The 21,253-nt window shown below is 62.2% G+C and carries 22 protein-coding genes; 7 read left to right on the top strand and 15 right to left on the bottom strand.

Annotation, left to right across the window (positions count from 1 at the left end; translation table 11 throughout):
- Positions 1–190 precede the first annotated feature (190 nt).
- Positions 191–937 carry an outer membrane protein gene (locus KIP88_RS29855; protein WP_214491708.1) on the bottom strand — a complete coding sequence of 249 codons (747 nt, stop codon included), beginning with the start codon at positions 935–937 and terminating at the stop codon, positions 191–193.
- A 302-nt stretch (positions 938–1,239) separates the two neighbouring features.
- Here KIP88_RS29855 and KIP88_RS29850 point away from each other — a divergent pair, with 302 nt between their 5' ends.
- The 3 genes from KIP88_RS29850 to KIP88_RS29840 all read left to right on the top strand — a co-directional run bounded on the left by KIP88_RS29850 (position 1,240) and on the right by KIP88_RS29840 (position 2,211).
- On the top strand, positions 1,240–1,533 hold the full coding sequence (locus tag KIP88_RS29850; protein WP_214491707.1) for a DUF3551 domain-containing protein: 294 nt from the start codon (positions 1,240–1,242) through the stop codon (positions 1,531–1,533).
- Between the two features lie 145 nt (positions 1,534–1,678).
- Entirely contained in the window at positions 1,679–1,948 is a 270-nt protein-coding gene (locus KIP88_RS29845; RefSeq protein ID WP_214491706.1) for a DUF3551 domain-containing protein, read from the top strand.
- The gene (locus KIP88_RS29840; protein WP_214491705.1) at positions 1,948–2,211 is read left to right on the top strand and encodes a DUF3551 domain-containing protein; all 264 of its coding nucleotides are present in this window, start codon (positions 1,948–1,950) and stop codon (positions 2,209–2,211) included. Before KIP88_RS29845 ends, KIP88_RS29840 begins: the two co-directional genes overlap by 1 nt.
- Positions 2,212–2,280: 69 nt before the next feature.
- Here KIP88_RS29840 and KIP88_RS29835 read toward each other — a convergent pair whose 3' ends face one another.
- From KIP88_RS29835 to KIP88_RS29770, 14 genes are all read right to left on the bottom strand, one after another.
- Entirely contained in the window at positions 2,281–2,979 is a 699-nt protein-coding gene (locus tag KIP88_RS29835) for an ABC transporter ATP-binding protein (RefSeq protein ID WP_214491704.1), read from the bottom strand.
- 7 nt (positions 2,980–2,986) lie between these two features.
- Positions 2,987–4,267, bottom strand: coding sequence for a lipoprotein-releasing ABC transporter permease subunit (locus tag KIP88_RS29830; RefSeq protein WP_214491703.1), 1,281 nt, complete (start codon positions 4,265–4,267; stop codon positions 2,987–2,989).
- A 68-nt stretch (positions 4,268–4,335) separates the two neighbouring features.
- Positions 4,336–5,655 (bottom strand): proline--tRNA ligase, encoded by a 1,320-nt coding sequence (proS, locus tag KIP88_RS29825; protein ID WP_214491702.1) that lies wholly within the window; start codon positions 5,653–5,655, stop codon positions 4,336–4,338.
- Between the two features lie 294 nt (positions 5,656–5,949).
- The gene (locus tag KIP88_RS29820; RefSeq protein WP_214491701.1) at positions 5,950–7,515 is read right to left on the bottom strand and encodes a copper resistance protein CopC; all 1,566 of its coding nucleotides are present in this window, start codon (positions 7,513–7,515) and stop codon (positions 5,950–5,952) included.
- Between the two features lie 9 nt (positions 7,516–7,524).
- Positions 7,525–8,049, bottom strand: a complete 525-nt coding sequence (locus KIP88_RS29815; RefSeq protein ID WP_214491700.1) for a YcnI family protein — start codon at positions 8,047–8,049, stop codon at positions 7,525–7,527.
- Between the two features lie 11 nt (positions 8,050–8,060).
- On the bottom strand, positions 8,061–8,570 hold the full coding sequence (locus tag KIP88_RS29810) for a copper chaperone PCu(A)C (protein ID WP_214491699.1): 510 nt from the start codon (positions 8,568–8,570) through the stop codon (positions 8,061–8,063).
- Positions 8,571–8,800: 230 nt separating this feature from the next.
- Positions 8,801–9,085: a hypothetical protein gene (locus KIP88_RS29805; protein WP_214491698.1), complete on the bottom strand. Its 285-nt coding sequence runs from the start codon at positions 9,083–9,085 to the stop codon at positions 8,801–8,803.
- Between the two features lie 182 nt (positions 9,086–9,267).
- Positions 9,268–11,484 carry a TonB-dependent receptor domain-containing protein gene (locus KIP88_RS29800; protein ID WP_214491697.1) on the bottom strand — a complete coding sequence of 739 codons (2,217 nt, stop codon included), beginning with the start codon at positions 11,482–11,484 and terminating at the stop codon, positions 9,268–9,270.
- 94 nt (positions 11,485–11,578) lie between these two features.
- On the bottom strand, positions 11,579–11,956 hold the full coding sequence (locus KIP88_RS29795) for a DUF2946 family protein (protein ID WP_214491696.1): 378 nt from the start codon (positions 11,954–11,956) through the stop codon (positions 11,579–11,581).
- A gap of 49 nt (positions 11,957–12,005) precedes the next feature.
- Positions 12,006–12,506 (bottom strand): TlpA disulfide reductase family protein, encoded by a 501-nt coding sequence (locus KIP88_RS29790; protein WP_214491695.1) that lies wholly within the window; start codon positions 12,504–12,506, stop codon positions 12,006–12,008.
- Complete coding sequence (locus KIP88_RS29785; protein WP_214491694.1) at positions 12,503–13,717, bottom strand: sialidase family protein; 1,215 nt, start codon at positions 13,715–13,717, stop codon at positions 12,503–12,505. The genes KIP88_RS29790 and KIP88_RS29785 overlap by 4 nt, the downstream gene beginning before the upstream one ends.
- A gap of 29 nt (positions 13,718–13,746) precedes the next feature.
- Positions 13,747–16,134 (bottom strand): TonB-dependent receptor, encoded by a 2,388-nt coding sequence (locus tag KIP88_RS29780; protein WP_214491693.1) that lies wholly within the window; start codon positions 16,132–16,134, stop codon positions 13,747–13,749.
- Between the two features lie 93 nt (positions 16,135–16,227).
- The gene (locus KIP88_RS29775; protein ID WP_214491692.1) at positions 16,228–16,599 is read right to left on the bottom strand and encodes a DUF2946 domain-containing protein; all 372 of its coding nucleotides are present in this window, start codon (positions 16,597–16,599) and stop codon (positions 16,228–16,230) included.
- Between the two features lie 267 nt (positions 16,600–16,866).
- The gene (locus KIP88_RS29770; protein ID WP_214491691.1) at positions 16,867–17,088 is read right to left on the bottom strand and encodes a hypothetical protein; all 222 of its coding nucleotides are present in this window, start codon (positions 17,086–17,088) and stop codon (positions 16,867–16,869) included.
- Here KIP88_RS29770 and KIP88_RS29765 point away from each other — a divergent pair.
- The 4 genes from KIP88_RS29765 to KIP88_RS29750 all read left to right on the top strand — a co-directional run bounded on the left by KIP88_RS29765 (position 17,079) and on the right by KIP88_RS29750 (position 21,212).
- The gene (locus KIP88_RS29765) at positions 17,079–17,483 is read left to right on the top strand and encodes a globin (RefSeq protein WP_214491690.1); all 405 of its coding nucleotides are present in this window, start codon (positions 17,079–17,081) and stop codon (positions 17,481–17,483) included. The two genes, KIP88_RS29770 and KIP88_RS29765, sit on opposite strands and share 10 nt — an antisense overlap.
- A gap of 155 nt (positions 17,484–17,638) precedes the next feature.
- Entirely contained in the window at positions 17,639–18,658 is a 1,020-nt protein-coding gene (locus tag KIP88_RS29760) for a sugar ABC transporter substrate-binding protein (protein ID WP_214491689.1), read from the top strand.
- A gap of 6 nt (positions 18,659–18,664) precedes the next feature.
- Positions 18,665–20,167 (top strand): sugar ABC transporter ATP-binding protein, encoded by a 1,503-nt coding sequence (locus KIP88_RS29755; RefSeq protein WP_214491688.1) that lies wholly within the window; start codon positions 18,665–18,667, stop codon positions 20,165–20,167.
- A gap of 10 nt (positions 20,168–20,177) precedes the next feature.
- Positions 20,178–21,212 (top strand): ABC transporter permease, encoded by a 1,035-nt coding sequence (locus KIP88_RS29750; RefSeq protein ID WP_214491687.1) that lies wholly within the window; start codon positions 20,178–20,180, stop codon positions 21,210–21,212.
- Positions 21,213–21,253 lie beyond the last annotated feature (41 nt).

Below are 21,253 nucleotides of genomic sequence, written 5' to 3'. Positions count from 1 at the left end.
CAACATCGTCCGACTCCCTACGATATGAGAACATATGAGGAACATTGTTCCTTTTTTGTTCTAGGAGTCAAGCGCCGTCTAGCGGCCCCTTTTGCGACAATTCCCGCGTGGTTAACCGCGCCGAGCCGCCGCAATAAAAAAGCCCCGGGCAGCGCCCGGGGCTTCGATGATTCGCGAGAATTGCGAACGATCAGTATCGCGCGACCGCCGGGCCGCCGAACTTGTAGTTCAGGCGGGCGGTGACGAGGTCGACGTCCTGACGGATGCGGTCGGCGCCGATGAAGCCGCCACCCGGCGCGGTGAAGGTGTAGGTACGATCCTGCATGAACAAGTGATTGTACTCGACACCAACCGACCAGTTCGGGGCGAAGGCGTATTCGAGGCCAGCACCGATCGTACCGCCCCAGCGGGTGTCGTCGCCGGTGACGCCAACGAGCGCGCCTGCAAAGTTGTTGATGCGGTAGCTATTCGAGGTCACCGCGGCACCGCCCTTGACGTAGAGCAGGACGTTGTTGACGGCATAACCGACCTGACCAGTGAACAGGCCGAACGCATCGACGTTCGTGTGGTTGCGCGAGTTGGCGAACAGCAAGCTTGTATTGCTGCCCGAGAAGTCGGCCCAGTTGCCCTGGGCTTCAAGGCCGAACACCCAGGTGCCAGCCTGCCAGCGATAGCCGACCTGGCCACCGACCGTGCCGCCGGTCGCGTCATGGGAGCCTTCCGGCCCAACCAAAGCGGCGGGCGAAACCGAATCCCAGGAGTTGCGGCTCGAACCCCAACCGCCGTTCGCACCGATGTAGAAACCGGTCCAGTCATACACTGCAGCGACCATCGGGGGCGCCTTGGTGTAAGGACGCGCAGCGAGATCCGCAGCAACAGCCGGCGCAGCCGCGCCGAGCGCGATCAGACTGGCCGTAACAAGCAAAACCTTCTTCATTCTTTTTATTCCCGTTCCTTTTTGACAGCCCCCAAGGCCGTGACAGCCTCTTAGCATTGTTCGCTCGAATTGCTGTCACCTCGCTGCAACAGCACACATCAAACGGCCGCAGTGTGAACGCAAGTTAATGTTGTGCTGCAGGCGTTTTTCGAAACTTTGAAACGGAACCCGCCGCAAAGAATTCACATTCAGTTTACAGCGGTATTAAGAGGTGGAATCGCTTGACGGAACTTGCGTGGTCCGGCTTGTGTTGATGGAAATGGAACCGGCAATTGCGCGGAAGTGCGATGAGGAGATTCGAAATGCGTAAAGCGATTCTAGCCGTGCTGGCCGCGAGCGGATTGGCCGCACTCGGCGCCGCGCCTGCCGAAGCGGTCGGCACCCGATATCCGTTCTGTCTTCAGGGAAACGAATATCCGGGGCTGAGCTACTGCACTTTCACAAGTTACGAGCAGTGCCAGGCGACCGCTTCGGGACGTTTTCTCTATTGCATCGCCAATCCCTATTATGTCGGTGAGAGCGAACCACCGCCCGAAGCGTATCGCCCGCTGCGCGGCCGCGCGCTGCCGCCCGCCCCCGGCTACGGCAGGTACTGAGCGCCCACCGGGCGCTCATCGCGCCGCGCATGCACACGCGGAGGAACATTCACGCGCGAACGTGATTTGACGCGGGCGTGGGTGGATTGTCTGGATAGCGGCTGAAGGTTCCAGTTGAGGTCCTTGGGGCCGCGGCGGAGGATGCATGCGAACGGCATGGCTGGCGCTCGTGGCGGCCGGTACTGTGTCGGCAGCGGTTGCGATGCCGGCGGCGGCGCGCGAGTTTCCCTACTGCATCAAGGGCTGCGATTTCGGCGGTGCCGGCGATTGCAGTTTTTCGTCACTGGCGCAGTGTCAGGCAACCGCCTCCGGGCGAGATGCAAGCTGCGCTGCGAATCCCTATTTCAACGCCAAGGCGGACATGCGGTCGGACATGCAGGCCGATCGCAGCCGCCAGTCCCGAAGGAGATTCTGATGCGCATTCTGGCTTTGGTCATTTTGGCGATTGGAGCGGCCGCGGCACCGGCGCAGGCACAGACTTACGATCCCAACTATCCGGTTTGCCTCAGTGTTTATGGCAGGATCAGCTATTACGAATGTAGCTATACCTCCCTGCCTCAATGCAAGATGTCGGCGTCGGGCCGCTCGGCGCTATGCGTGATCAATCCGTATTACGCGCATGCATCTCAATATCCGTCGGCACGCCGCTACAAGCAGCGCTACTACAACGGCTACTGAGCGGCGATCCATCTCTTTGATTTGAGCGTATCTCCGCGCAACGCCAAGCGTTTGAGCGGCGATCGTGCTCTATTCCATTTCGACGACCTTGCCATCGACCAGCGACACCCGCCGGTCCATCCGGCCGGCCAGTTCCATATTGTGGGTGGCGATCAGCATCGCGACCTGCGTCGCCTTCACGAGCTGCATCAGCGCGTTGAACACGTGATCGGCGGTGTGCGGATCGAGGTTTCCGGTCGGCTCATCGGCGAGCAGCGCCCGCGGCGCATTGGCCACCGCGCGGGCGATGGCGACGCGCTGCTGTTCACCGCCAGACAATTCAGCCGGACGGTGCGTGATGCGCTCGCTGAGGCCAAGATACGCCAGGATTTCCTCCGAGCGCTTGATCGTCTCGGAACGTTTGAGCCCGCGAATCATCTGCGGCAGCATCACGTTTTCAAGCGCGGTGAATTCCGGCAGCAGCCGGTGCGATTGATAGACGAAGCCGATGTCGGAGCGGCGGATCTGGGTGCGCTCGATGTCTGACAATTGCGAGGTCGGCGTGCCCGCGACATAGACCTCGCCGTCATCGGGGCTTTCGAGCAGCCCCGCGATATGCAGCAGCGTCGATTTGCCGGAACCCGACGGCGCCACCAGCGCCACCGACTGCCCCGCCCACAGCGCGAGCTTGGCGCCGTTGAGAATGGTCAACGTCGCCTCGCCCTGCCTGTACTCCCGTTTTATCTCGTGGAGATAGATAACCGGTACGTCTTCTGCCTCCTCGGCCATCACGTCCTCACTCGTACCGGAGCGCGTCGACGGGATCGAGGCGCGCGGCGCGCCAGGACGGATAGAGCGTCGCCAGGAACGACAGCGTCAGCGCCATGATCACGACCGCAGTGGTCTCGCCGAAATCGACCTCGGCCGGCAGGCGCGAGAGGAAATAGAGTTCCGGCGAGAACAATTCGGTGTTGGTCATCCAGGACAGGAACTGCCGGATCGATTCGATGTTCAGGCAGATCAGCATGCCGACGAAGAATCCGGTCAGCGTGCCGACCACGCCGATCGCAGCGCCCGTAATCAGGAATATCCGCATGATCGAGCCCTGCGAGGCGCCCATCGTCCGCAGGATAGCGATATCCTGCCCCTTGTCCTTGACCAGCATGATCAGGCCGGAGACGATGTTGAGCGCGGCAACCAGCACGATCATGGTCAGGATCAAAAACATCACATTGCGCTCAACCTGCAGCGCGTTGAAGAAGGTCGAGTTGCGCTGCCGCCAGTCGACGAGGAACACCGGCCGTCCGGCCGCCTCCGTCACCAGCTTGCGGAACGCGTCGATACGATCGGGATTGGTGGTGAATACCTCGATCGCGGTCACGTCGTCCTTGCGGTTGAAATAGGCCTGCGACTCCGGCAGCGGCATGAACACGAAGCTGGCGTCATATTCCGACATGCCGATCTCGAACACGGCCGCCACCTTGTAGGGCTTTATGCGCGGTGTCGTGCCCATGGGCGTCACCGCGCCCTTGGGCGCAACCAGCGTGATGGTATCGCCGGCGTGCAGCGACAATTGATCGGCAAGCCGGCGTCCGATGGTGACGCCCTGCCCCTCGTCAAAACCTTCCAGCGTGCCCTGTTTGATGTTCTTTGCGATCGAGGTGAGGTTGTTCAAGTCCGCAGACCGCATGCCCCGCACCAGCACGCCGGCGGCGTTGAAGGCGGAAGATGCCAGCGCCTGACCGTCCACGACCGGCGCGGCAAGGCGGATACCCTCGACCTGGCTGATGCGCTCGGCGACGTCCTTCCAGTCGGTCAGCGGCGATTCCAGCGGCTGCACCAGCAAATGGCCGTTCAGCCCGAGGATCTTGTCCAGGAGTTCCTTGCGAAAACCGTTCATCACGGCCATCACGATGATCAGCGTGGCGACGCCGAGCATGATGCCGAGGAACGAAAAGCCGGCGATGACCGAAATGAAGCCTTCCCTGCGACGCGCACGCAGATAACGCCCGGACAACAGCCATTCGAAGGGCGCAAAAGGCGGGGTTCGAGCTGTCTCGTTCATGGTCTCATCCATACTCGATAATCCCATGATTCGGGCCAAATGTGGCCTTATTGGCCAACATTACCGCCACAGTGGATATCTTATCCCGCGATCCTCGCCACCACTTCCGCGGGGCTGAGATTCTCGCGCGAACCATCGCTGCGCCGCTTGATCTCGAGCTTGCCCTCAGCAAGGCCCTTCGGCCCGACCAGAATCTGCCAGGGAATACCGATCAGGTCGGCGGCCGCGAACTTCGCGCCGGCGCGCTGGTCGGTATCGTCATAGAGCACGTCGACGCCCTTGGCCTGAAGCTCCCGATAAAGCTTCTCGCACGCGCCATCGACGGCCGCATCCCCCTGCTTCAGGTTCAAGATCACGGCGGTGAACGGCGCGACGGCTTCCGGCCATTTGATGCCGGCATCGTCGTGGCAGGCCTCGATGATGGCGCCGACCAGGCGCGAGACGCCGACGCCGTAGGAGCCGCCATGGATCGGCACGTCGACGCCATCGGCGCCGGCGACCAGCGCCTTCATCGCATCGGAATATTTGGTGCCGAAATAGAAGATCTGGCCGACCTCGATGCCGCGCGTATTGACGCGCTTGTCGGCTGGCACTTCGCGTTCGTAGCGATCGGCGTCATGCACGTCCTCGGTCGCCGCATAGACCGATGTCCATTGCTTGATGATGTCAGTGAGATCGCCATCATAGTCGACGTCATCGGGCGGGATCGGCAGATTGAGCACGTCGCTGTTGCAGAACACACCGGATTCACCGGTTTCCGCCAGCACGATGAATTCGTGGCTGAGGTCGCCGCCGATCGGGCCGGTCTCGGCGCGCATCGGGATCGCCTTCAATCCCATCCGCGCAAACGTCCGCAGATAGGCAACGAACATCCGGTTATAGGAGCGGCGCGCCGCCGCCTCGTCGATGTCGAAGGAATAAGCATCCTTCATCAGGAATTCGCGGCCGCGCATCACGCCGAAGCGCGGGCGCTGCTCGTCGCGGAACTTCCACTGGATGTGATAGAGATTGAGCGGCAGGCTCCTGTAGGATTTGACATAGGCCCGAAAAATCTCGGTGATCATTTCCTCGTTGGTCGGCCCGTACAGCAATTCGCGCTTGTGGCGGTCGGCGATGCGCAGCATCTCCGGACCATAGGCATCGTAGCGACCGCTCTCGCGCCAGAGGTCGGCGAGCTGCAGTGTCGGCATCAACAGTTCCAGCGCGCCGGCGCGATCCTGCTCCTCACGGACGATCTGCTCGATCTTCTTCAGCACCCGAAATCCCAGCGGCAGCCAGGCGTAGATGCCGGCCGCTTCCTGCCGCATCATGCCCGCGCGCAGCATCAGCCGATGCGAGACGATCTCCGCCTCTTTCGGATTCTCTTTCAGGATGGGTAGAAAAAACCGCGACAACCGCATGGGACAACTCGGGAATCAGTGGGATACCGGAAGAGGTGCAGTGAAACCGGATCGGGTGCGAAAATACAAGGCCGGGGCCGGTGAAAAGCGGCCGGAAAGGCGGATTTTCGGGCCGTTTTTGGGCTTCGCGGTCCTCATACATTCACAACGACGTCATACCCCGCAAAGGCGGGCATGCGGTGTTCGTAGGATGGGTGGAGCGAAGCGATACCCATCAATGCCGGTAACGCGGGCTCGATCAATGATGGGTTTCGCTGCGCTCTACCCATCCTACAAGTTATTGGCGAGCCGGCGTTAGCGTACCTGCAATTCATCTTGCAACGTGATCTTCTGGAAGTCCGTGACCAACGCATCGATCTGCATCCGCCAACGTCCCGCCAGCGGCAGCGCCACGCCGCGCACGTGCCAGTAACCGTCCGGCCCGAGCGTCGCGCGGCGCTCCATCGGCTCGATGCCGCGCTCCGGCAAACTCAGGATCAGCGTCGCCTCCTTGGCCGGCAGCAGCGCCGCATCGCCCGTCATCAACTGCAGGACAAAGTCGTTGGCGCCGACCTTGCCCGGCGAAACCAGCACCTGAAACATCGCAGCATCCGTGTGGATGTGGACCGAGAGCGGCGCGGCAACAGGAGCAACTGAGGCGCGCGGCGGCGGCGTGAAGCGCCAGCCGGCGACCACAGCAAGGATGCAAACGACGAGCACGCATTCCGTGAGGATCGACCACAGTAGCGGGCGGGTGTTTTCATGATCCGCAACGACCGCAGGCGTGAAGAGAAACCGGTTCAGCCCCGCAAGTCCGAGCAACAGGATCACGAGCGTTAGCTTGATCGAGAGGATGATGCCGTATTGAGTCTCGATCAGCGCGCGCAGGCTTCCGAGCTGGATGATCGAAAGCACCAGTCCGCTTAGTACGAGGAGCCCGACAAGCAGCACCGCTACGGCCGAAAACTGCTTGAGCACGCGCGGCAGGTCGTCTTTGCGCCGATGCGCCATCGCCGCCAGCGGCGCCAGCGCGCCGATCCAGTAGGCCGCGGCGATGCCGTGCAGGAACAGCGATGGCCGCGTCACCCATTGGGGTGAAGCCGTCGCCGCATGCCCGCTGGTCGCGAGCGACAGCCCGACGCCCGCCATGGCGAGCGTGGTCAAGTTCCAGGAAATCAGGACGCTCGGGCTTTGCCATGCGAACCAGGCGATGGCCATCGCCACGATCGCAATCAATAGCGATGGCCCGAGGGAGGTAGCGAGCGCGCTGGTCCACGGTGCTGATGTCACGATGCCGCCAAGGGGAAGGTTGAGGAGATCGAGACCTTGCAGGCCGAGTGAGGCCACCGCGCTGACGAGACCGACGGCAAGCGCAGCGCGACTGACCGTTGATCCGCTCGGGCCCTGCCCGATCCAAGTTACGAAGAAGGCACCGCCGACGCCGACAAACAGGCCGAGATAGACCCCGATCCGCGCCAGCCAAATCAACACCGACAGCGGACTGGCTTTCGCGGGCGGCGCGGCCCCGGTCACGGCGCCGATTGAAAACACCATCGATCCCGCCACGGGATGGCCGTCCTGCGAGACCACGCGGTAGCTGACGATTTGGGTACCTTGCGGCAGGTCGTCGGGCAGAACGATCAGCACGGATTGGCCGACCGCACGGGTTGCGACATCGCGCGCCTTGCCGCCGGCATCGATGACGCCGATCACGGCCGGCGTGATGCTCTCGTTGAAGTGCAACTGCACCATCTTCGGCGGCTGCGCCAGCACGCTGCCATCGGCCGGCTCCGAAGAAACCAGCGTCGCATGGGCCCACGCGGCGCTCGCAATGCACAGGGCCGACAGCAGCGCGGCAAGGCTAGCGAGCACGCGCGCCATCGGTTTGCTTTACGGCTTCGTCGTCAGCTTAAGGCCCGGCGCCGGCGTCTTGCTGTCATGCACATGGCCGCTCTGGCCTGCTGAGGGAATATCGATCCAGCGGCTAACCCCCTGCTCGCATTCCTGCACCACGGGAAAATACAGCGTGGTGTCCGGCTTCAGTCCCGCCGTGAGATAGCTGGAGAAGACGAATTCATCGAAATTGTCGTCGGCAAGCTTGCCGCCGCTCCACACCACTTCCTTGACGCCCTCGGATATTTTCCCGCCGTGAAATTCATACTCGGTGGCGTATTTGCCCTTGACCGTCTCGAGGGTCCAGCCCGGCTTGGGCATCGGCTTGATGCCGATCACACCTTCCGGAATTTGCACCCGCAGCTTGACGGTCGGCGATCCCGCGCAGCCGTGTGGCACGGCAAACACCGCCTTGTAGTATGAGCCGACCGGCGCCTGCCGTCTCTCAAGAGTGACATGCGCGGCGGCCTGAGAGGCCGCGAACGCGGCAAGCGTGATGACGGCAAAAGCAATCTTCGACATCGGCTGGTCCTCTACTTCTTCATATCGTGCTTGCCGCCGGAATGCTCCGCACCCCCCGGCCCCTTGGCGCCGACGCCCTGCACGTCGAGCGACACGACCACCTTGCCGGCTTTTTCGAAACGCAATTCGAGCGGCACCTTCTCGCCCTGCTTGAGCGGGTTCTTCAGATCCATCAGCATCAGATGGTAGCCGCCGGGCGCGAGCTTGACGGTCTTGCCGGGCTCGATTTCCAGCCCCTTCTCGAGCGGACGCATGGTCATGACGCCGTTGTTCATGGCCATCTCGTGAATCTCGACCCTGCCGGCGATGTCGCCGGACACGGCGGTCAGCCGGTCCGGCGCCGTGCCCTTGTTCTCGATCGTGAGATAGCCGCCCGCAATTTTAGCGCCGCCCGGCGTCGCGCGGCTCCAGGCCTGTGCAATAACGAGATCGCCGGCCTTGATCTCCTGGGCCTGTGACGATGCGCCTGAAAGCACCAGCAGGGCCGCAGCACAAGCGAGCATGCGCATAATGTTCTTCATGTTCGACCTTCCGATTTTCAATTCCGTTTGCAAATTAAATTCTTACGCCTGATTACCTCGAGTGCCGCGCCTGGCCGCCGAATGGCGAGACGCTTCGACCATTGTCACAAGTCCTTCGAAACGAGAAAACACGGCGACCTGTTCTGGAGCAAGCCTCACTTCGACCTCATCCTTCGTTCCACCATAACGGGCCGAAATCAACCGTGAACAGGCCGCCGCCCCTCTCCCAATCATTTGATCACAATCGGCGACTCGATATTGACGCTGTCGGTTTCCGAGATCGAAATGCCGAGCCCCAGTATCCAGCGCCCGGGCGTCTTCATCGAGGTCCGAACGTACCACTGATCGTCGCTGCCGCGCGTGGCCTGAAGCGTCTGGCGATCGCTTCCCGATTGCGCGTCCAGAAGCGTCACCGAAACGGCCTTTGCCGTCAGGGGCAGCTCGTCGACCGTCTCGAGCTGGATGGTGATATCGACGGGCCCGGCACGCCCGGGCGAGATCGTGACGTTTGCCATCGCTTTCTCGGTGTGAAGATGCGTGAAGAAACTGTCGCTGTCACTGGCAGCGAGAGTTGGCCCCGCTGCAAGAAAGTTCAGAGAAAATAAAACTGCGAACGCGAGCCGCGACGATGACGATTTTTCGCGCGCCTTGCGAGCCCACGGATTGAAGAGATATCGATGATACATAGCGTTTCTCCTCACCATCGGTACCTGATGCCGGCATAAACTGCCCGTCCGTTACCCGGTTCGAACAGGGGTGACGTTGCAGTCGCCTGATTGATGATGCTGGCGCTCGAAATGTAGGCCTTATTCAGGAGATTGCGCCCCTCGATATAGGCCGAAATCGGCCCGCCATTGTCGAAGCCTGCCTTCAGCCCGAGCAGCGCATAGGCTGAGGTCCTTAGCGTGTTGGCGTTGTCGACAAAATAGGACTGCGGCACCCATTCGACATTGGGCCCGAAATAGAACCCCGTTGGATTCTTGTACAGCAACTCGGCACGAAGATAGTGGCGCGGAGCTCCGGGCAGCAGGTTGTTGCGGAAGTTCGGGTCGTTGTCGAAACGGAAATCGTTGAACGTGTAGGCCAGGTTCAGCCAGAGCTTGTCGGGCGCCGGGCCATTGTTGAAGATGCCGTGGAAAATTGCGGCGCCCGCACCTGCTTCGATGCCTTGGTGAATGGTGCGATCGGCGTTGGCGACGTTGCAAGTTCCGGCGGTGGCGGTGCCGAAGAGACATTGCAACTCGTCGCGAATGTTGGCCCGATAGCCCGTGATCTCCCAGGCGTAATCGGGTCGCTTCATGCGCGTTCCGATTTCATAAGTGGTTGCGATCTGCGGACGTATGCTGGTGAACCGGAAGACCGGCGTGCCGCCCGCCCCGGACGAGCTTTCGCCGAAACTCGGCACCTCGGCGCTTCGCGAGATGTTGGCGTAGGCCTGCCAGGTCGGATCGATATTCCAGAGCAGACCAGTCTTCGGCGACCAAATCTTGAACTCGGTCGCCCCCGAAGTATCAACATTGTCGAGAAAACGATCCAGCCGGTTCCGGGTGGCGTAGAGGAATTGCGTGCCGGCAATCGCGGCAACGTTGGGCAGGAAGTAGAAGCTGTCTTCGATATAGAAGGAGGTGTTCTTCGAGCTGTCGATCGACGAGGACAGCAACGGGCCCTTCTGGCCGCCGAGATTGGCGAATTGCTGGTTGTCGATGCTGCCGTTCAGGATGTTGACGCCGGCGACAAGTCGGTTGCGGTAGCCGCCGATGAAGCGGTCGTCGGTGACCTTGGCGAAGGCACCATAGTCCCGGTAGCGGTAGTCGAGCCACTGGAAGATCGGGTGCATCAAATGGCGATCGACGCCAAACATGCCGAACTCGATCTTGGTGTCGTCCAGCCGGATCGTGGTCTTGTTGGCGAGCATGACGGTATTGAGGTTGCGCTGCTGGTCCAGTGCGACGTTTGCCGGCGCGGCGGCTTGGGGATCGGTCAAGGCCGATTGCTTGGTGACGGTGCCGGGGATGCGCTGGCGGATCTCATTGGCGTTGAAATAGAACCGCGTTTCGGCATCCGGTGAGAATTGATAGCCGACATTGCCGCTGACGCGGGTGCTGCTGCCGGAACTGTGGTTCCTGAAGCCATCCGAGGCCTGGGTCGACGCGGTGACGAAACCGTCCCATGGTCCGTTCGCGCCGCCGGCGTTCGCCTGCAGCCGCTTGAATCCGAATGCGCCCATATCGGCCGACACGCCGTTCGGCCACGGATCGCGGCCGGTTGGAATCACAAAATTGATAGCGCCGCCGAGCGAGTTCGCGCCGAACTGCAGCGCATTGGCGCCCTTCCAGACCTCGACATATTTGTAGGCGGTCGGGTCGATCTGCTGGAAGTCGCCGTAACCGTCAGCGGTGTTGATCGGAATGCCGTCCATGTAGAGCTGCACGCCGCGCAGGTGGAAATTGCGCGACAGGCCCGAGCCGCGGATCGAAAGCCTTGTGTCGTCGCCCCATTTCGGCTGCGCAAAGACGCCCGGCACGTAATCCAGGATGTCCTTGATGGTATTGGAGACCGTCGAATTCCTGTAGGCCGCGGCCGGCACGATCGCGACGCCGCCCGGGGTGTTGTTGATCTCGGTCAGCGCCTGCTGCGCGCTGAGCACCGCCAGCGCGCCGCGACCGCCCTGCCCCTGATCGCCAGCGGTCTGCGGCGCTGGAGCGCGCGTCTGCCGAACGGTGCGGGCGGACCGCGCTGCGCTGCGGGGCGGACGGGCGCTGGTGGCGCGTTGTGGTTCCGGCGCGGTGACGGTTACCGGCGGAAGGCTTGATGGGCGGGTCTGCGCTTCGGCGTCAAACGGCGATACGAACATGGCGGCCGATGCCAGCAGCGAGCTGCGCACGAGCCCGACGGGTGATGCAAGGCGAAACATGGATAATCCTGACGCCAGCTCTCGGGCCGGCTTTGCTCAACTGAACGAACAGGCGCGGCCGCGGGCCGCACCATTTGACGGAGGTCAAGTGAGGTCAGGAAATGGAAGGTGGCGCTCGCGCCTGTGCGTGCGAATGGGCGCGCACCGACGGCATATGATCCGGAGCTTCCAGCCACGTGATGAGCTGGTATTGGCGCTGCAGGACGACAAAGATCAATGGCGGCGGATCGACCGCAACGGCGCCGCCGTGGCCGACGCTGCAGAACCCGCAGCAATTGGCGCTATGCTGCGCCTTGGCGGGCGTCGTCTGCGAGGCGTCCTGCGAGGACGCCATGCCGGAACAGATCGTCGCCATATAGAGCGGATCGGAGACCGCATGTGCGACCGCGCGAAATGCCCCGATCGGCGCCAGCAATTGCACCATGATCGAGAGCAATACGATTGGAATGAAGACTTCCAGTCGCCGTCGCATGTTCACCCCAAAGCGCCCGAGTCGCCGCAATACCCAATATGCTCGTTTCTCATCTCATTACAGCTTTTTGTTGAGCTAGCCACTTCTCGAGGTCCGGTATTTCGGCCGAACCCTCGATGGTGGTGACGGCTCCGTCCCGCGCGATCAGCAGCGTCCGCGGAATCTCGCCCTGCCAGGCAGGGTCGATCTCGAACCGGAGGCGTTCGACAAAACCGTCGCTGAAAAGCCAGTTCTCCGCCGATCCCAGCCCGGCCTTCTCCAGCATCGCGCGCGCAGCACCCGGCAGATTCGGAACGAGGTCGGCGCTGATCATCACGACATCGACCTCGGAATGGTCCTTCATGAATTGCCCGAGCAGCGGCAATTCGACCTTGCAGGGACCGCAGGTGACGCCCCAGAAATGCACCAGCGTCGGCCGGCCAGCGTGCGAACGCAGCACCTCCTGCCAGCTTCCCCGCACGAACGGTTTGAGCTCGGACGGCGTCTCGGCTGCCGGCGCGGCGGCCAGAGAGACAAGAAGGAATATTACAGCCAGCAGGCAGCGTTTCATGAACCGTCTCCGATCGGCAGAAGGCGATATCCGTCGGCCTTGGTCATCCAGGAAAGGTAAATCTTCTGCCCGTCGCTGACCAGCAGCGGGTGGTCGGACGTATCCGTCGTCGTGGCGATCGCGACGGGCTTTGACCAGCTTTTGCCCTCATCATGAGAAGTCATCGCGTTGACCGAGGTCCTCTCGCCGTCGAATTCCTTCCAGACCATGGTGGCGCCGTGCGGGCCGGAGAGAACGTACGGCCGCGTGGGGTTGCGGTCGGCGCGGCCGAGCGGAAGCGGGTCGGAGAACGTACGGCCCTGGTCGTCCGAGCGGGCATAGAACAGTCCCTTGCGGGCCTTGCCGTTGGTGTACCAGGTCACGTGATAGGTGCTTGCGGCCGAGATCGAAAGACTGGGACCATGATGCGGGCACGCAGAAATCTGCCACTCGTCGTTGCTGACGCGGCGAACCTCGCCGGGTGTCGCCGGATCGGCGAACGTCATGACCGCGTGATCCCGCACGCCGCCTTCGAAGATGTTCCTGAACACCACCACGGGACGGCCGGGGCCTGCGAACGCGAAGCCAAGCCGGCAGCACTCGCAGGTGTTGTCGCTCGCCAGCCGCGCCTCGGCATAGGTCGTGCCGCCGTCCTTCGACGACGCGAAGAACAACCCTGCCCCTTCGTATTTCCTGCCCTCCTGCTGCGCAGGTACCCGGTTGCGCTTGTCGATCCAGGCGGCAAACGCCGAACCGTCCGCATCGAGGCCGAGTGTCGCAAAGCGCTGACTGTCGTTACTCGCTGTGATCGGCCGCAACTCGGCAAAGCTTTGACCGCCATCGCTCGACCGGGTGGTAAGCACCTGGCCGTTGAACGCCTTGTCCCTGAAGATCGAAAACGCCAATGCGATGCCGCCGTTTTTCTCGATGACGATCTGGGGACGCGCATCCGGGCCCCAATCGAGGTTGAGCTTCTCCTTGCTCGCCTGAACCGGCGTCGAAAAGCTGCGCCCCTGATCCTTCGAACTCGCCACCGATATCCGGCCTCCCGCCATCCAGGCGAGCCACAGCGTTCCGTCTGACGCGAAGGCCGGCGTCACCTTCGACGCGCAACGCAAGTCGACCTCCTCACACGCCGCTTCCGAGGCGTGCTGGTGATGGCTCATTTGCGCATTCGCCATGGTTTGGCAAAGCGAGAAGGCGAGCGTCGCGAGCAGGCTCATTCGCAGCATGGCTTTACTCCTCCTGCGTTGTTGTCCGGTCATTTGAACGCCAACTTCATTCCGGCCATGAATGCGCGCGGCGAGCCGGCGTAGATCGAGCCGGTCGAGCTGAGACCTTGAAGGCCGCCGGCCGTGACCGAGTTTCCGATATTGTTCGCGGAAGCCACATATGTCCGGTCGAACACGTTCCTGACTTCGACGTACATGCTCAACGACTTGAAGTAATCGGATTGGAGGTCCGTCTTGTAGTGGACGTTGAGATTGACCAGCTCGTAACCGGGCGCCTTCCGCAAATTGGCGTTGTCCATGTAGAACGAATCCTTCCACTGAACCTCGACGAACGCTCCGAGGCCGGCAAGCGGCCCCCACATCTGTTCATAGCCGAGCCGCGCCGTCAGTTCGTGCGGCGAGATGCCGGGAATCTTGTTGCCGGCGCGGTTGAAGCTGAACGTCGTCCCACTGGTCGCGTTGGTGATCTGCTCGACATATTCGGTGTAGTACTGATCGAGATAGGTATAGGCCGCGGTGAATCGCCAGCCGGGATAGAATTTCCAGTCGGCGGCGAGTTCGACCCCGCGATGTTCGGATCGCGGCGCATTGAAGGTGTAGCTCGTATTGGGTGCTCCGGCCGGAGTCGCCTGGGTCACCAGTTCGTCTTTGAAGAACTCGTAGAAGCCGGTCGCGCTGAATTTGAGCGTGTTGTTCGGCGTCCAGTCGAACCCGACGTCATAGCCGATGTTCTTCTGCGTCCTTAGCTGCGTATTGTTGCCATTCTCGCCGCTGGCGATGACAAATAGGTTGCCGACCTGCGGCGTTCCGTAACCGGTTGCGGCTCGGGCACGGAATTGCCATTCGCTATTGAGCCGGTAGAGCAGTGCCAACTCAGGAGCTAGGTTCTGGAACTGTTTGTCCGCGTCGATCATCACCGGGGGAACGTTTGCGGCACCGGTTCTCTGATTTTTGTAAATCGTATTCAGTCCATTCAAATTGGTGGTCTCCCACCCGATGCCCGCCACGGCGGTCAATGAGGACGTCAGCTTAAGTTCCTCGCGCGCGCGAACGCCGTAGTTGGTGGTGTTGCTCCAGGAATTGCTCTGCAGCCTGCCAAGGGTAGCGTTGCCGCCCGGCATCACGAATCTCGAGTCGCTCGAAGCGGTGAGCGTATTGTAGAAGGCCCCGAAATAGGTGGTGGACTCCAAACCGAAAATTTCACCGCGCTTGGTGACGTCGCTCATGTAGTTGTACGACGGAAAATCGCCGATCGTGCTGGTGCCTCCGGTCGGCTGATTGATGTTGCGGTCGTCGAACACGAACTGGTTGCGCCACGTCGTCGTGTTGTCGAAATCGTGCTCCCATCGCCCGCCGACGATCGTTCGCCTGTCGTCGCGGCCGAGGCCCGCCTGAGTGGCGGTCTGAGGTGTTGTTAGGCCGTTAAAGCCATTGTTGAACAATGGCACCGTTGCACATCCACGTGCGGTTGCGGCGGCTCCGCCCGTCGTGCAGCCTTGCTGGAACGGATTTTGGTAGAACTGGTCGAGCGTGTACCGGAGCGGCAGCCTTGTGTCGAGATTGTTGTTGATGAATTTGACCGTGAAGCGATCGTCGGGCGTGGCGTGCAACGTGCCGAGAAAATTCACCGTCTGGGTGTTGAACCAGCTATTGCCGATAAAACCATCGCCGCGCGCGTCACTGGCAAACAACGAGTACTCGAAATTGCCGACCTTCTTGCCTGCGGCGAGATAGTTGTTGAGATAGCCGAAGCTGCCGCCCTCGACGCCATATTCGACCCCGTCGATGGTTCGGCCCGGACGGGTACGGAAATTGAGCGCGCCGCCGGTCGCGTAATTGCCATAGAGCGCCGACGACGGCCCCCGGATGACATCGATTGCGGCATAGGCCTTGGGGTCGATCAGGTCGCTGCGGGAAAGCCCGTCCGGCTGCGTGACCGGAAAACCATCGTCGAAGATCACGAGGTTGCGGATGCCGAAACCGTTGCGGGCGTTGGAGCCGCGAATCGAGATGCCGATATCGCGCGGACCGTTGCCCTGCTTCACCGAGATACCGGGGCTCTCGCGCAGCACGTCGGCCACGGAGAACGCCGGCCGGTTCTCGAACTGGCTGCGGTCGATGGTTGTCTCGGTTTGGCCAGTGGGCGCCTGGTAAAGCAGCGCGCGCGCCACGCTCGGGGTAATGCCCGCGGTCAGCGACGCGGCAGGCGCGGGGTTGGCCGAAGGCGGCCGCGCCTGCGTCCGGGCGGACGAGCGAACGGCCGGCTTTCGGGCCGCAGGTCTCGCGGCCGTGGCGCGCGGCGCCTCGACGGTCACCGCCGGCAGCGCCGTCTGGGCCTCTGCGGCCGACGGCACAAGGGCGAGCGCGCTGCCGAGCACAAGCAGGCTCGCGCCACCCAAGGCATGATAACGATACATAAGATATTCCTGACGCCGGCTCTTCGGCCGGCTCGAATGACTGCACCAACCGGCACGGCTGTCGCCGCACCGATCATTGGGTGTTCCAGGTCGTCAGGAAATCGAGGGTGGCGCACGCGCCTGCGCGTGGCTGCCTGCGCGAGCATTCGTCAGCCGGAAGGCAAAATCGAACCAGGCCACCCGCTCGGCAACCCGATCGACGTCGATCGCCGCACTATCCGGCACATCGACTGGCGCACCGGTCTGCAGCACGCTGCAAACCGAGCAGCATCCGTCATGGGCGCGGTGGCCGGCCTGATCGGTCTGCCCTGCACCGGGCGCACCATTGCCGTGGCAGATGACGGCGCCGGCGAGCGGATCAGAGGCCGCGATGCTCGCCGCCCAGCATGCGCCGATCGGTGCAAAAACCTGCACCACCAGGGCAATCAGGACAATTGGCAGAAAATTCTTCAGCCGCCGGCGCATCGCAAACCCATCCGCTTCAGACCTTAATCACCATGAGAGTCCGAAGTCGAGATCAGGTTCCCGGAAGTATGTTGCCGTTCCAAGGAGAGAAGCTGGCAAAAAACGATGCGTTTTGCAGCTTTTGAAGGGCGCCCTACCCTAATACCAAGCCTCGGGGGTATTGCGGCTAAATCCACAAGCATAAGTAGTAACTTCCCAATCATTTCGCAGATTGCTGGAATTTTGAACAAACGTTGCCGAAAATGGTGACAAGTCGAAAAAGATGGTCTACCAATTCAGGCTCAGGCTGGCCGAGAGGTTTAGCTTGGTGGTCCAAGTCTCGGGAGGAGCCCTGACGCGCACAAGCAGCGTCGCCTCGACAATCAAGAGCAAATCTAAATTTTCGAGGAAATTAAGGGTCGACACAATTTTTGAGCAGGGCTTGGCGCCCTGCTCTTTTTTTTGCGAGACGTTTTTTTTCACGACGATCGCAAACGGCAATGATGGCATCGTCAAATCCGATCGAGCGAAGTTTTGAACTGGCTGCCGAGCGCTGCGAGGATCTGACGCCGCTGGTCTATCGCCGCCTGTTCGACGCGCATCCCGAAGCGCGGACGATGTTCCGGACCGAGGGCAGCGAACTCGTCAAGGGTTCGATGCTGGCTTTGACGATCGACGCCATCCTGGATTTCGCCGGAGAGCGCACCGGCCATTTCCGCCTGATCATCTCAGAGGTTTCCTCGCACGACGCCTACGGCACGCCGCGCGAACTGTTCGTCGCGTTCTTCGGCATCATTGCCCAGACGCTGCGCGAGGTTTTGGGCAGCGATTGGTCGGACGAGATCGATGCGGCTTGGCGAAGCTTGCTCGGCGAAATCGACGTCCTCGCTGCAGCGCAAGACTAACAGGATCTGCCTTATCGCGGATTCCAGGTCACAAAGATTTTCTAGACGGGATGTTGCAGGGTTGGCGCGAGCGCGCCTGTTGTGATTGACTGCCTCGATCCGCGGTGCGTGCAATCGACGCCGTCGGTAAAAAACGACAAACGAGGGAGCGAGCGATGTCAGGGACTGAGAAATCCTCTACGACAAGGCGTAATCTTCTTCAAACAGGGGCGGCTGCCGGTGCGGCAACCGCCCTGCTCGGCGGGTTGGGCATCAACCCGGCGCTGGCGGCAGCCGCACGTTCGGAGAAACCGCTGAAGGCGGCGTTCTCCAATGCCGGCCTGCAGGCCACGTGGTGCGCCCAGGGCAAGCAGGCGGCGGAATGGTGGGGCAAGCTGTTCAACGTCGAGGTCACCTGGTTCGACGGCCAGCTCGACGCGGTCAAGCAGCGCGCGGCGATCGACAACATGGCCTCGCAGAAATGGGACTTCGTCGCCATCCAGGCGTTCGGCATCGGCACGCTGGTCCAGCCCGTGCAGAAGATGATCGATGCCGGCACGCCCGTCATCGACATGGATACCCTGATCGCCCCGCTCGACCAGATCAAGGTTCACTCGTTCCTGGCGCCCGATAACGAGTTCATGGGCGCTTCGGTGACGCAGGCGCTCTGCAACGCCATGGGCGGCAAGGGCAAGATCATCATGACGCAAGGCGCACTCGGCCATACCGGCGCACAGGGCCGCGCCAAGGGCTTTGAGTCCGTCATCAAGCAATTCCCGAACATCGAGGTGCTCGACACCCAACCGGCCGATTGGGACGTCTCGAAGACAGCCCGGCTATGGGAGACCTATCTGACGAAGCATCCGCAGATCGATGCGGCGTTCTTCCACAATGACGACATGGCGCTGGCCGCCTACAACATCATGAAGGCACGCAACCGCACCAATATCCTGATCGGCGGCGTCGACGCCATGCCGCCGGCGATCCAGGCGGTGAGCGAAGGCCGCATGTTCGCGACCGTCCGCAACCCCTCCTGCCGCATCCATGGCGGCGCCATCGTTGCCGGCGTCGCCGCGGTGACCGCGGGCGAGAAGAGCGGACAGGGCATCCCGAAGCATGTGATCACGGACGGCCCCGTGGTGACGAAGGCTAACGCCGCCGGCATGCAATGGATGGAGGATCACTTCCTGATCTGAGCCAGCATGTCCAGGGGACATCAGCCCATTCTCGAACTGCACGACATCACGAAGGCCTTCGGCGGCGTCGAGGCCCTTCGTGGAGTCGACTTCGCGCTCACCGCCGGCGAGATCCACGGTCTCGTCGGCGAGAACGGCGCGGGGAAAAGCACGCTGATGAAGATCATCGCCGGCGTGCATGCGGATTTTTCCGGCCGGTTCGTGCTGGATGGGAAGGAAACCCGCTTTCGATCGGTGCGCGACGCGCATGCGGCCGGCATCGCGATGGTTCATCAGGAACTCAGCGTGGCGCCTGACCTGACGGTGGCCGAGAACGTGTTTCTCGGCAATCAGCCGACCAACCGCTTAGGGCTGGTGCAATGGCGGCGCATGGCCCGCGAGGCCGGCGAGCAGCTCAAGCGGTTCGGCATCGACGTCGATCCGATGTCGCGGCTCGGTGACCTCCCGATCGGGCTGCAGCAACTGATCGAGATCGCCCGCGTGCTGTCCTCGGGCGCCCGCATCATCATTCTCGACGAGCCGACCTCGGCGCTGTCGCCGCCGGAAGTGGAGCGCCTGTTCACGACGCTGAAACGGCTGCGGGACGAAGGCACCAGCATCGTCTTCATCTCGCATTTCATCGAGGACATCCTGCGTGTCTCCGACACCGTGACGGTGTTCCGCAACGGCAGGAAGGTCGCGGAGACCGCCGCTTCGGAGACGAGCAAGCCGGCCCTGATCGAGGCGATGATCGGCAAGGGCCGCGAGGCCCTGGAGGAGACCTACACCCACGACATCATGCTGCCGCCACCGACCGATCAGCCGGTGGTGCTGAACGCAAACGGGCTGACGCTGGCGGGCCGCCTGCGCGAGGTTTCGTTCGAGGCCCGCGCCGGCGAGGTGCTCGGCATCTACGGCTTCATGGGATGCGGGCAGCTCGAGCTGGCGCGGATCCTGTTCGGCAAGATAAAGCCCGACCTCGGCACGCTCGCGGTCGCAGGCAACCAGAAGGCCTTCCGCAGCACGGCGGACGCCAGGCGTTCCGGCATCGCCTTCGTCCCCGAGAGCCGGCGCGACATGCTGTTCCTGCAGGAGCCGGTCTACAAGAACGTCTCGATCAGCATCCTCGATCGCATCTCGTCATTGCTGCTCAAGCCGTCGCGCGAGCGAGCGATTGCCAATCGGCAGGTCGAGCAGCTGCGGATCCGGCCCGCGGCCGTCGATCTCGACCTCGGCATGCTGTCGGGCGGCAATCAGCAGAAGGTGGCGCTGGCGAAATGGCTGAGCTATCCGCCGCGGCTATTGGTGCTGTGCGAGCCGACCCGCGGCATGGATGTCGGCGCCAAGAACGACGTCATCCACATCGTCAGGGATCTGCGCGCCAAGGGGCTCGCCATCATCGTGCTCTCCACCGAGCCCGAGACGGTACTGTCGCTCGCCGACCGCGTCATCGTGCTCAAGCGCGGCGCTGTCGTGCGCGAGTTTGCCAACGAACAGATCAGCAAGGACCGCCTCTTGGAAGCGGCGTGAGGAGACCGGCATGACTTCAGGTGAAAGCGTGACAGTCGCTGCGGATCGGAAACGGCCTCGCGGGCTCGCCGCGATGCTGCGCTCCCAGATGCGCAACATCGCGCCGTTCCTGACGCTGATCTGCCTGTTCAGCTTCTTTGCGGTCGCGAGCCCGTCCTTTGCGACGCTCGACAATTTCGGCAACATCCTGACCCAGATTTCAGTCACCGGCATCATCGCCGTCGGCCTCACCTTCGTGATCCTGTGCGCCGAAATCGATCTGTCGGTCGCCGCCATCGCCAACGTCACCGGCATTGCGGTCGCCTATTTCACGCTGCAGGAATCCTACGTCAACATCGCCAACGTCCCGATGCCTGGATGGGCCGCGATCCTGCTGGCGCTGGCGCTGTGCGCCCTGCTCGGCCTCGTCAACGCGTTCGGGCTGACTGTCATCGGCATCCCCTCCTTCATCATGACGCTGGCGATGATGCAGATCGCGGCCGGCGTCTCGGCGCTATTGGTGCGCGGGCAGATCGCCTACAAGGTACCGCCGCTGGTGACGACCCTGGGATCGACATCGATCGGCGGCATCCCCTGGATCGTGATCGTGGCCGCCCTGATGCTGCTCGGCGGCCATCTGGTGCTGACCTACACCCGCTTCGGCCGCTACGTCTACATGGTCGGCGGAAACCGCGAAGCGGCTGAATATTCCGGCCTCAACGTCAAGCTGATCCTCGGCAGCGTCATGGTGATTTCGGCCGTGTGCGCCGGCATCGGCGGCATGCTGGGCGTCGCGCATTTCGGCAGCGCGCAGCAGAACGAGTTCGACACGTATCTGCTGGATTCCATCGCCGCCGTCGTGGTCGGCGGCACCAGTCTCTTTGGCGGCCGCGGCGGCATCGGCAATACCATCGTCGGCCTGTTCGTGCTCGGCGTCCTCAACAACGGACTCGATCACGTCAACATCGACAGTTTTTTGAAGATATTGATCCGCGGCCTGATCCTGCTGGCGGCGCTGATCATCAACGTCTATGCCCAGCGACTGCGAGAGCGGGCGGCTGAGTAGCACCGCACCATCCGCGTCCCCGACGCGGTGATACCCGGGTG

This window comes from Bradyrhizobium sp. SRL28 (assembly GCF_018596315.1).
Taxonomy (GTDB): Bacteria; Pseudomonadota; Alphaproteobacteria; order Rhizobiales; family Xanthobacteraceae; genus Bradyrhizobium.
The sequence above is the reverse complement of the archived record's forward strand: the minus strand, read 5'-3'. Positions and strand labels throughout refer to the sequence as shown.

Excerpts from the sequence above, each read along its gene's own strand:
- proS (WP_214491702.1), bottom strand. The coding sequence starts at position 5,655 with ATGCGGTTGTCGCGGTTTTTTCTACCCATCCTGAAAGAGAATCCGAAA.
- KIP88_RS29820 (WP_214491701.1), bottom strand. The coding sequence starts at position 7,515 with ATGGCGCGCGTGCTCGCTAGCCTTGCCGCGCTGCTGTCGGCCCTGTGC.
- KIP88_RS29750 (WP_214491687.1), top strand. The coding sequence starts at position 20,178 with ATGACTTCAGGTGAAAGCGTGACAGTCGCTGCGGATCGGAAACGGCCT.
- KIP88_RS29805 (WP_214491698.1), bottom strand. The coding sequence starts at position 9,085 with ATGGCAAACGTCACGATCTCGCCCGGGCGTGCCGGGCCCGTCGATATC.
- KIP88_RS29780 (WP_214491693.1), bottom strand. The coding sequence starts at position 16,134 with ATGTATCGTTATCATGCCTTGGGTGGCGCGAGCCTGCTTGTGCTCGGC.
- KIP88_RS29770 (WP_214491691.1), bottom strand. The coding sequence starts at position 17,088 with ATGCCATCATTGCCGTTTGCGATCGTCGTGAAAAAAAACGTCTCGCAA.
- KIP88_RS29795 (WP_214491696.1), bottom strand. The coding sequence starts at position 11,956 with ATGCGACGGCGACTGGAAGTCTTCATTCCAATCGTATTGCTCTCGATC.
- KIP88_RS29810 (WP_214491699.1), bottom strand. The coding sequence starts at position 8,570 with ATGAAGAACATTATGCGCATGCTCGCTTGTGCTGCGGCCCTGCTGGTG.
- KIP88_RS29830 (WP_214491703.1), bottom strand. The coding sequence starts at position 4,267 with ATGGATGAGACCATGAACGAGACAGCTCGAACCCCGCCTTTTGCGCCC.
- KIP88_RS29785 (WP_214491694.1), bottom strand. The coding sequence starts at position 13,717 with ATGCTGCGAATGAGCCTGCTCGCGACGCTCGCCTTCTCGCTTTGCCAA.
- KIP88_RS29765 (WP_214491690.1), top strand. The coding sequence starts at position 17,079 with ATGATGGCATCGTCAAATCCGATCGAGCGAAGTTTTGAACTGGCTGCC.
- KIP88_RS29840 (WP_214491705.1), top strand. The coding sequence starts at position 1,948 with ATGCGCATTCTGGCTTTGGTCATTTTGGCGATTGGAGCGGCCGCGGCA.
- KIP88_RS29775 (WP_214491692.1), bottom strand. The coding sequence starts at position 16,599 with ATGCGCCGGCGGCTGAAGAATTTTCTGCCAATTGTCCTGATTGCCCTG.
- KIP88_RS29845 (WP_214491706.1), top strand. The coding sequence starts at position 1,679 with ATGCGAACGGCATGGCTGGCGCTCGTGGCGGCCGGTACTGTGTCGGCA.
- KIP88_RS29835 (WP_214491704.1), bottom strand. The coding sequence starts at position 2,979 with ATGGCCGAGGAGGCAGAAGACGTACCGGTTATCTATCTCCACGAGATA.
- KIP88_RS29855 (WP_214491708.1), bottom strand. The coding sequence starts at position 937 with ATGAAGAAGGTTTTGCTTGTTACGGCCAGTCTGATCGCGCTCGGCGCG.
- KIP88_RS29850 (WP_214491707.1), top strand. The coding sequence starts at position 1,240 with ATGCGTAAAGCGATTCTAGCCGTGCTGGCCGCGAGCGGATTGGCCGCA.
- KIP88_RS29800 (WP_214491697.1), bottom strand. The coding sequence starts at position 11,484 with ATGTTTCGCCTTGCATCACCCGTCGGGCTCGTGCGCAGCTCGCTGCTG.
- KIP88_RS29755 (WP_214491688.1), top strand. The coding sequence starts at position 18,665 with ATGTCCAGGGGACATCAGCCCATTCTCGAACTGCACGACATCACGAAG.
- KIP88_RS29815 (WP_214491700.1), bottom strand. The coding sequence starts at position 8,049 with ATGTCGAAGATTGCTTTTGCCGTCATCACGCTTGCCGCGTTCGCGGCC.
- KIP88_RS29760 (WP_214491689.1), top strand. The coding sequence starts at position 17,639 with ATGTCAGGGACTGAGAAATCCTCTACGACAAGGCGTAATCTTCTTCAA.
- KIP88_RS29790 (WP_214491695.1), bottom strand. The coding sequence starts at position 12,506 with ATGAAACGCTGCCTGCTGGCTGTAATATTCCTTCTTGTCTCTCTGGCC.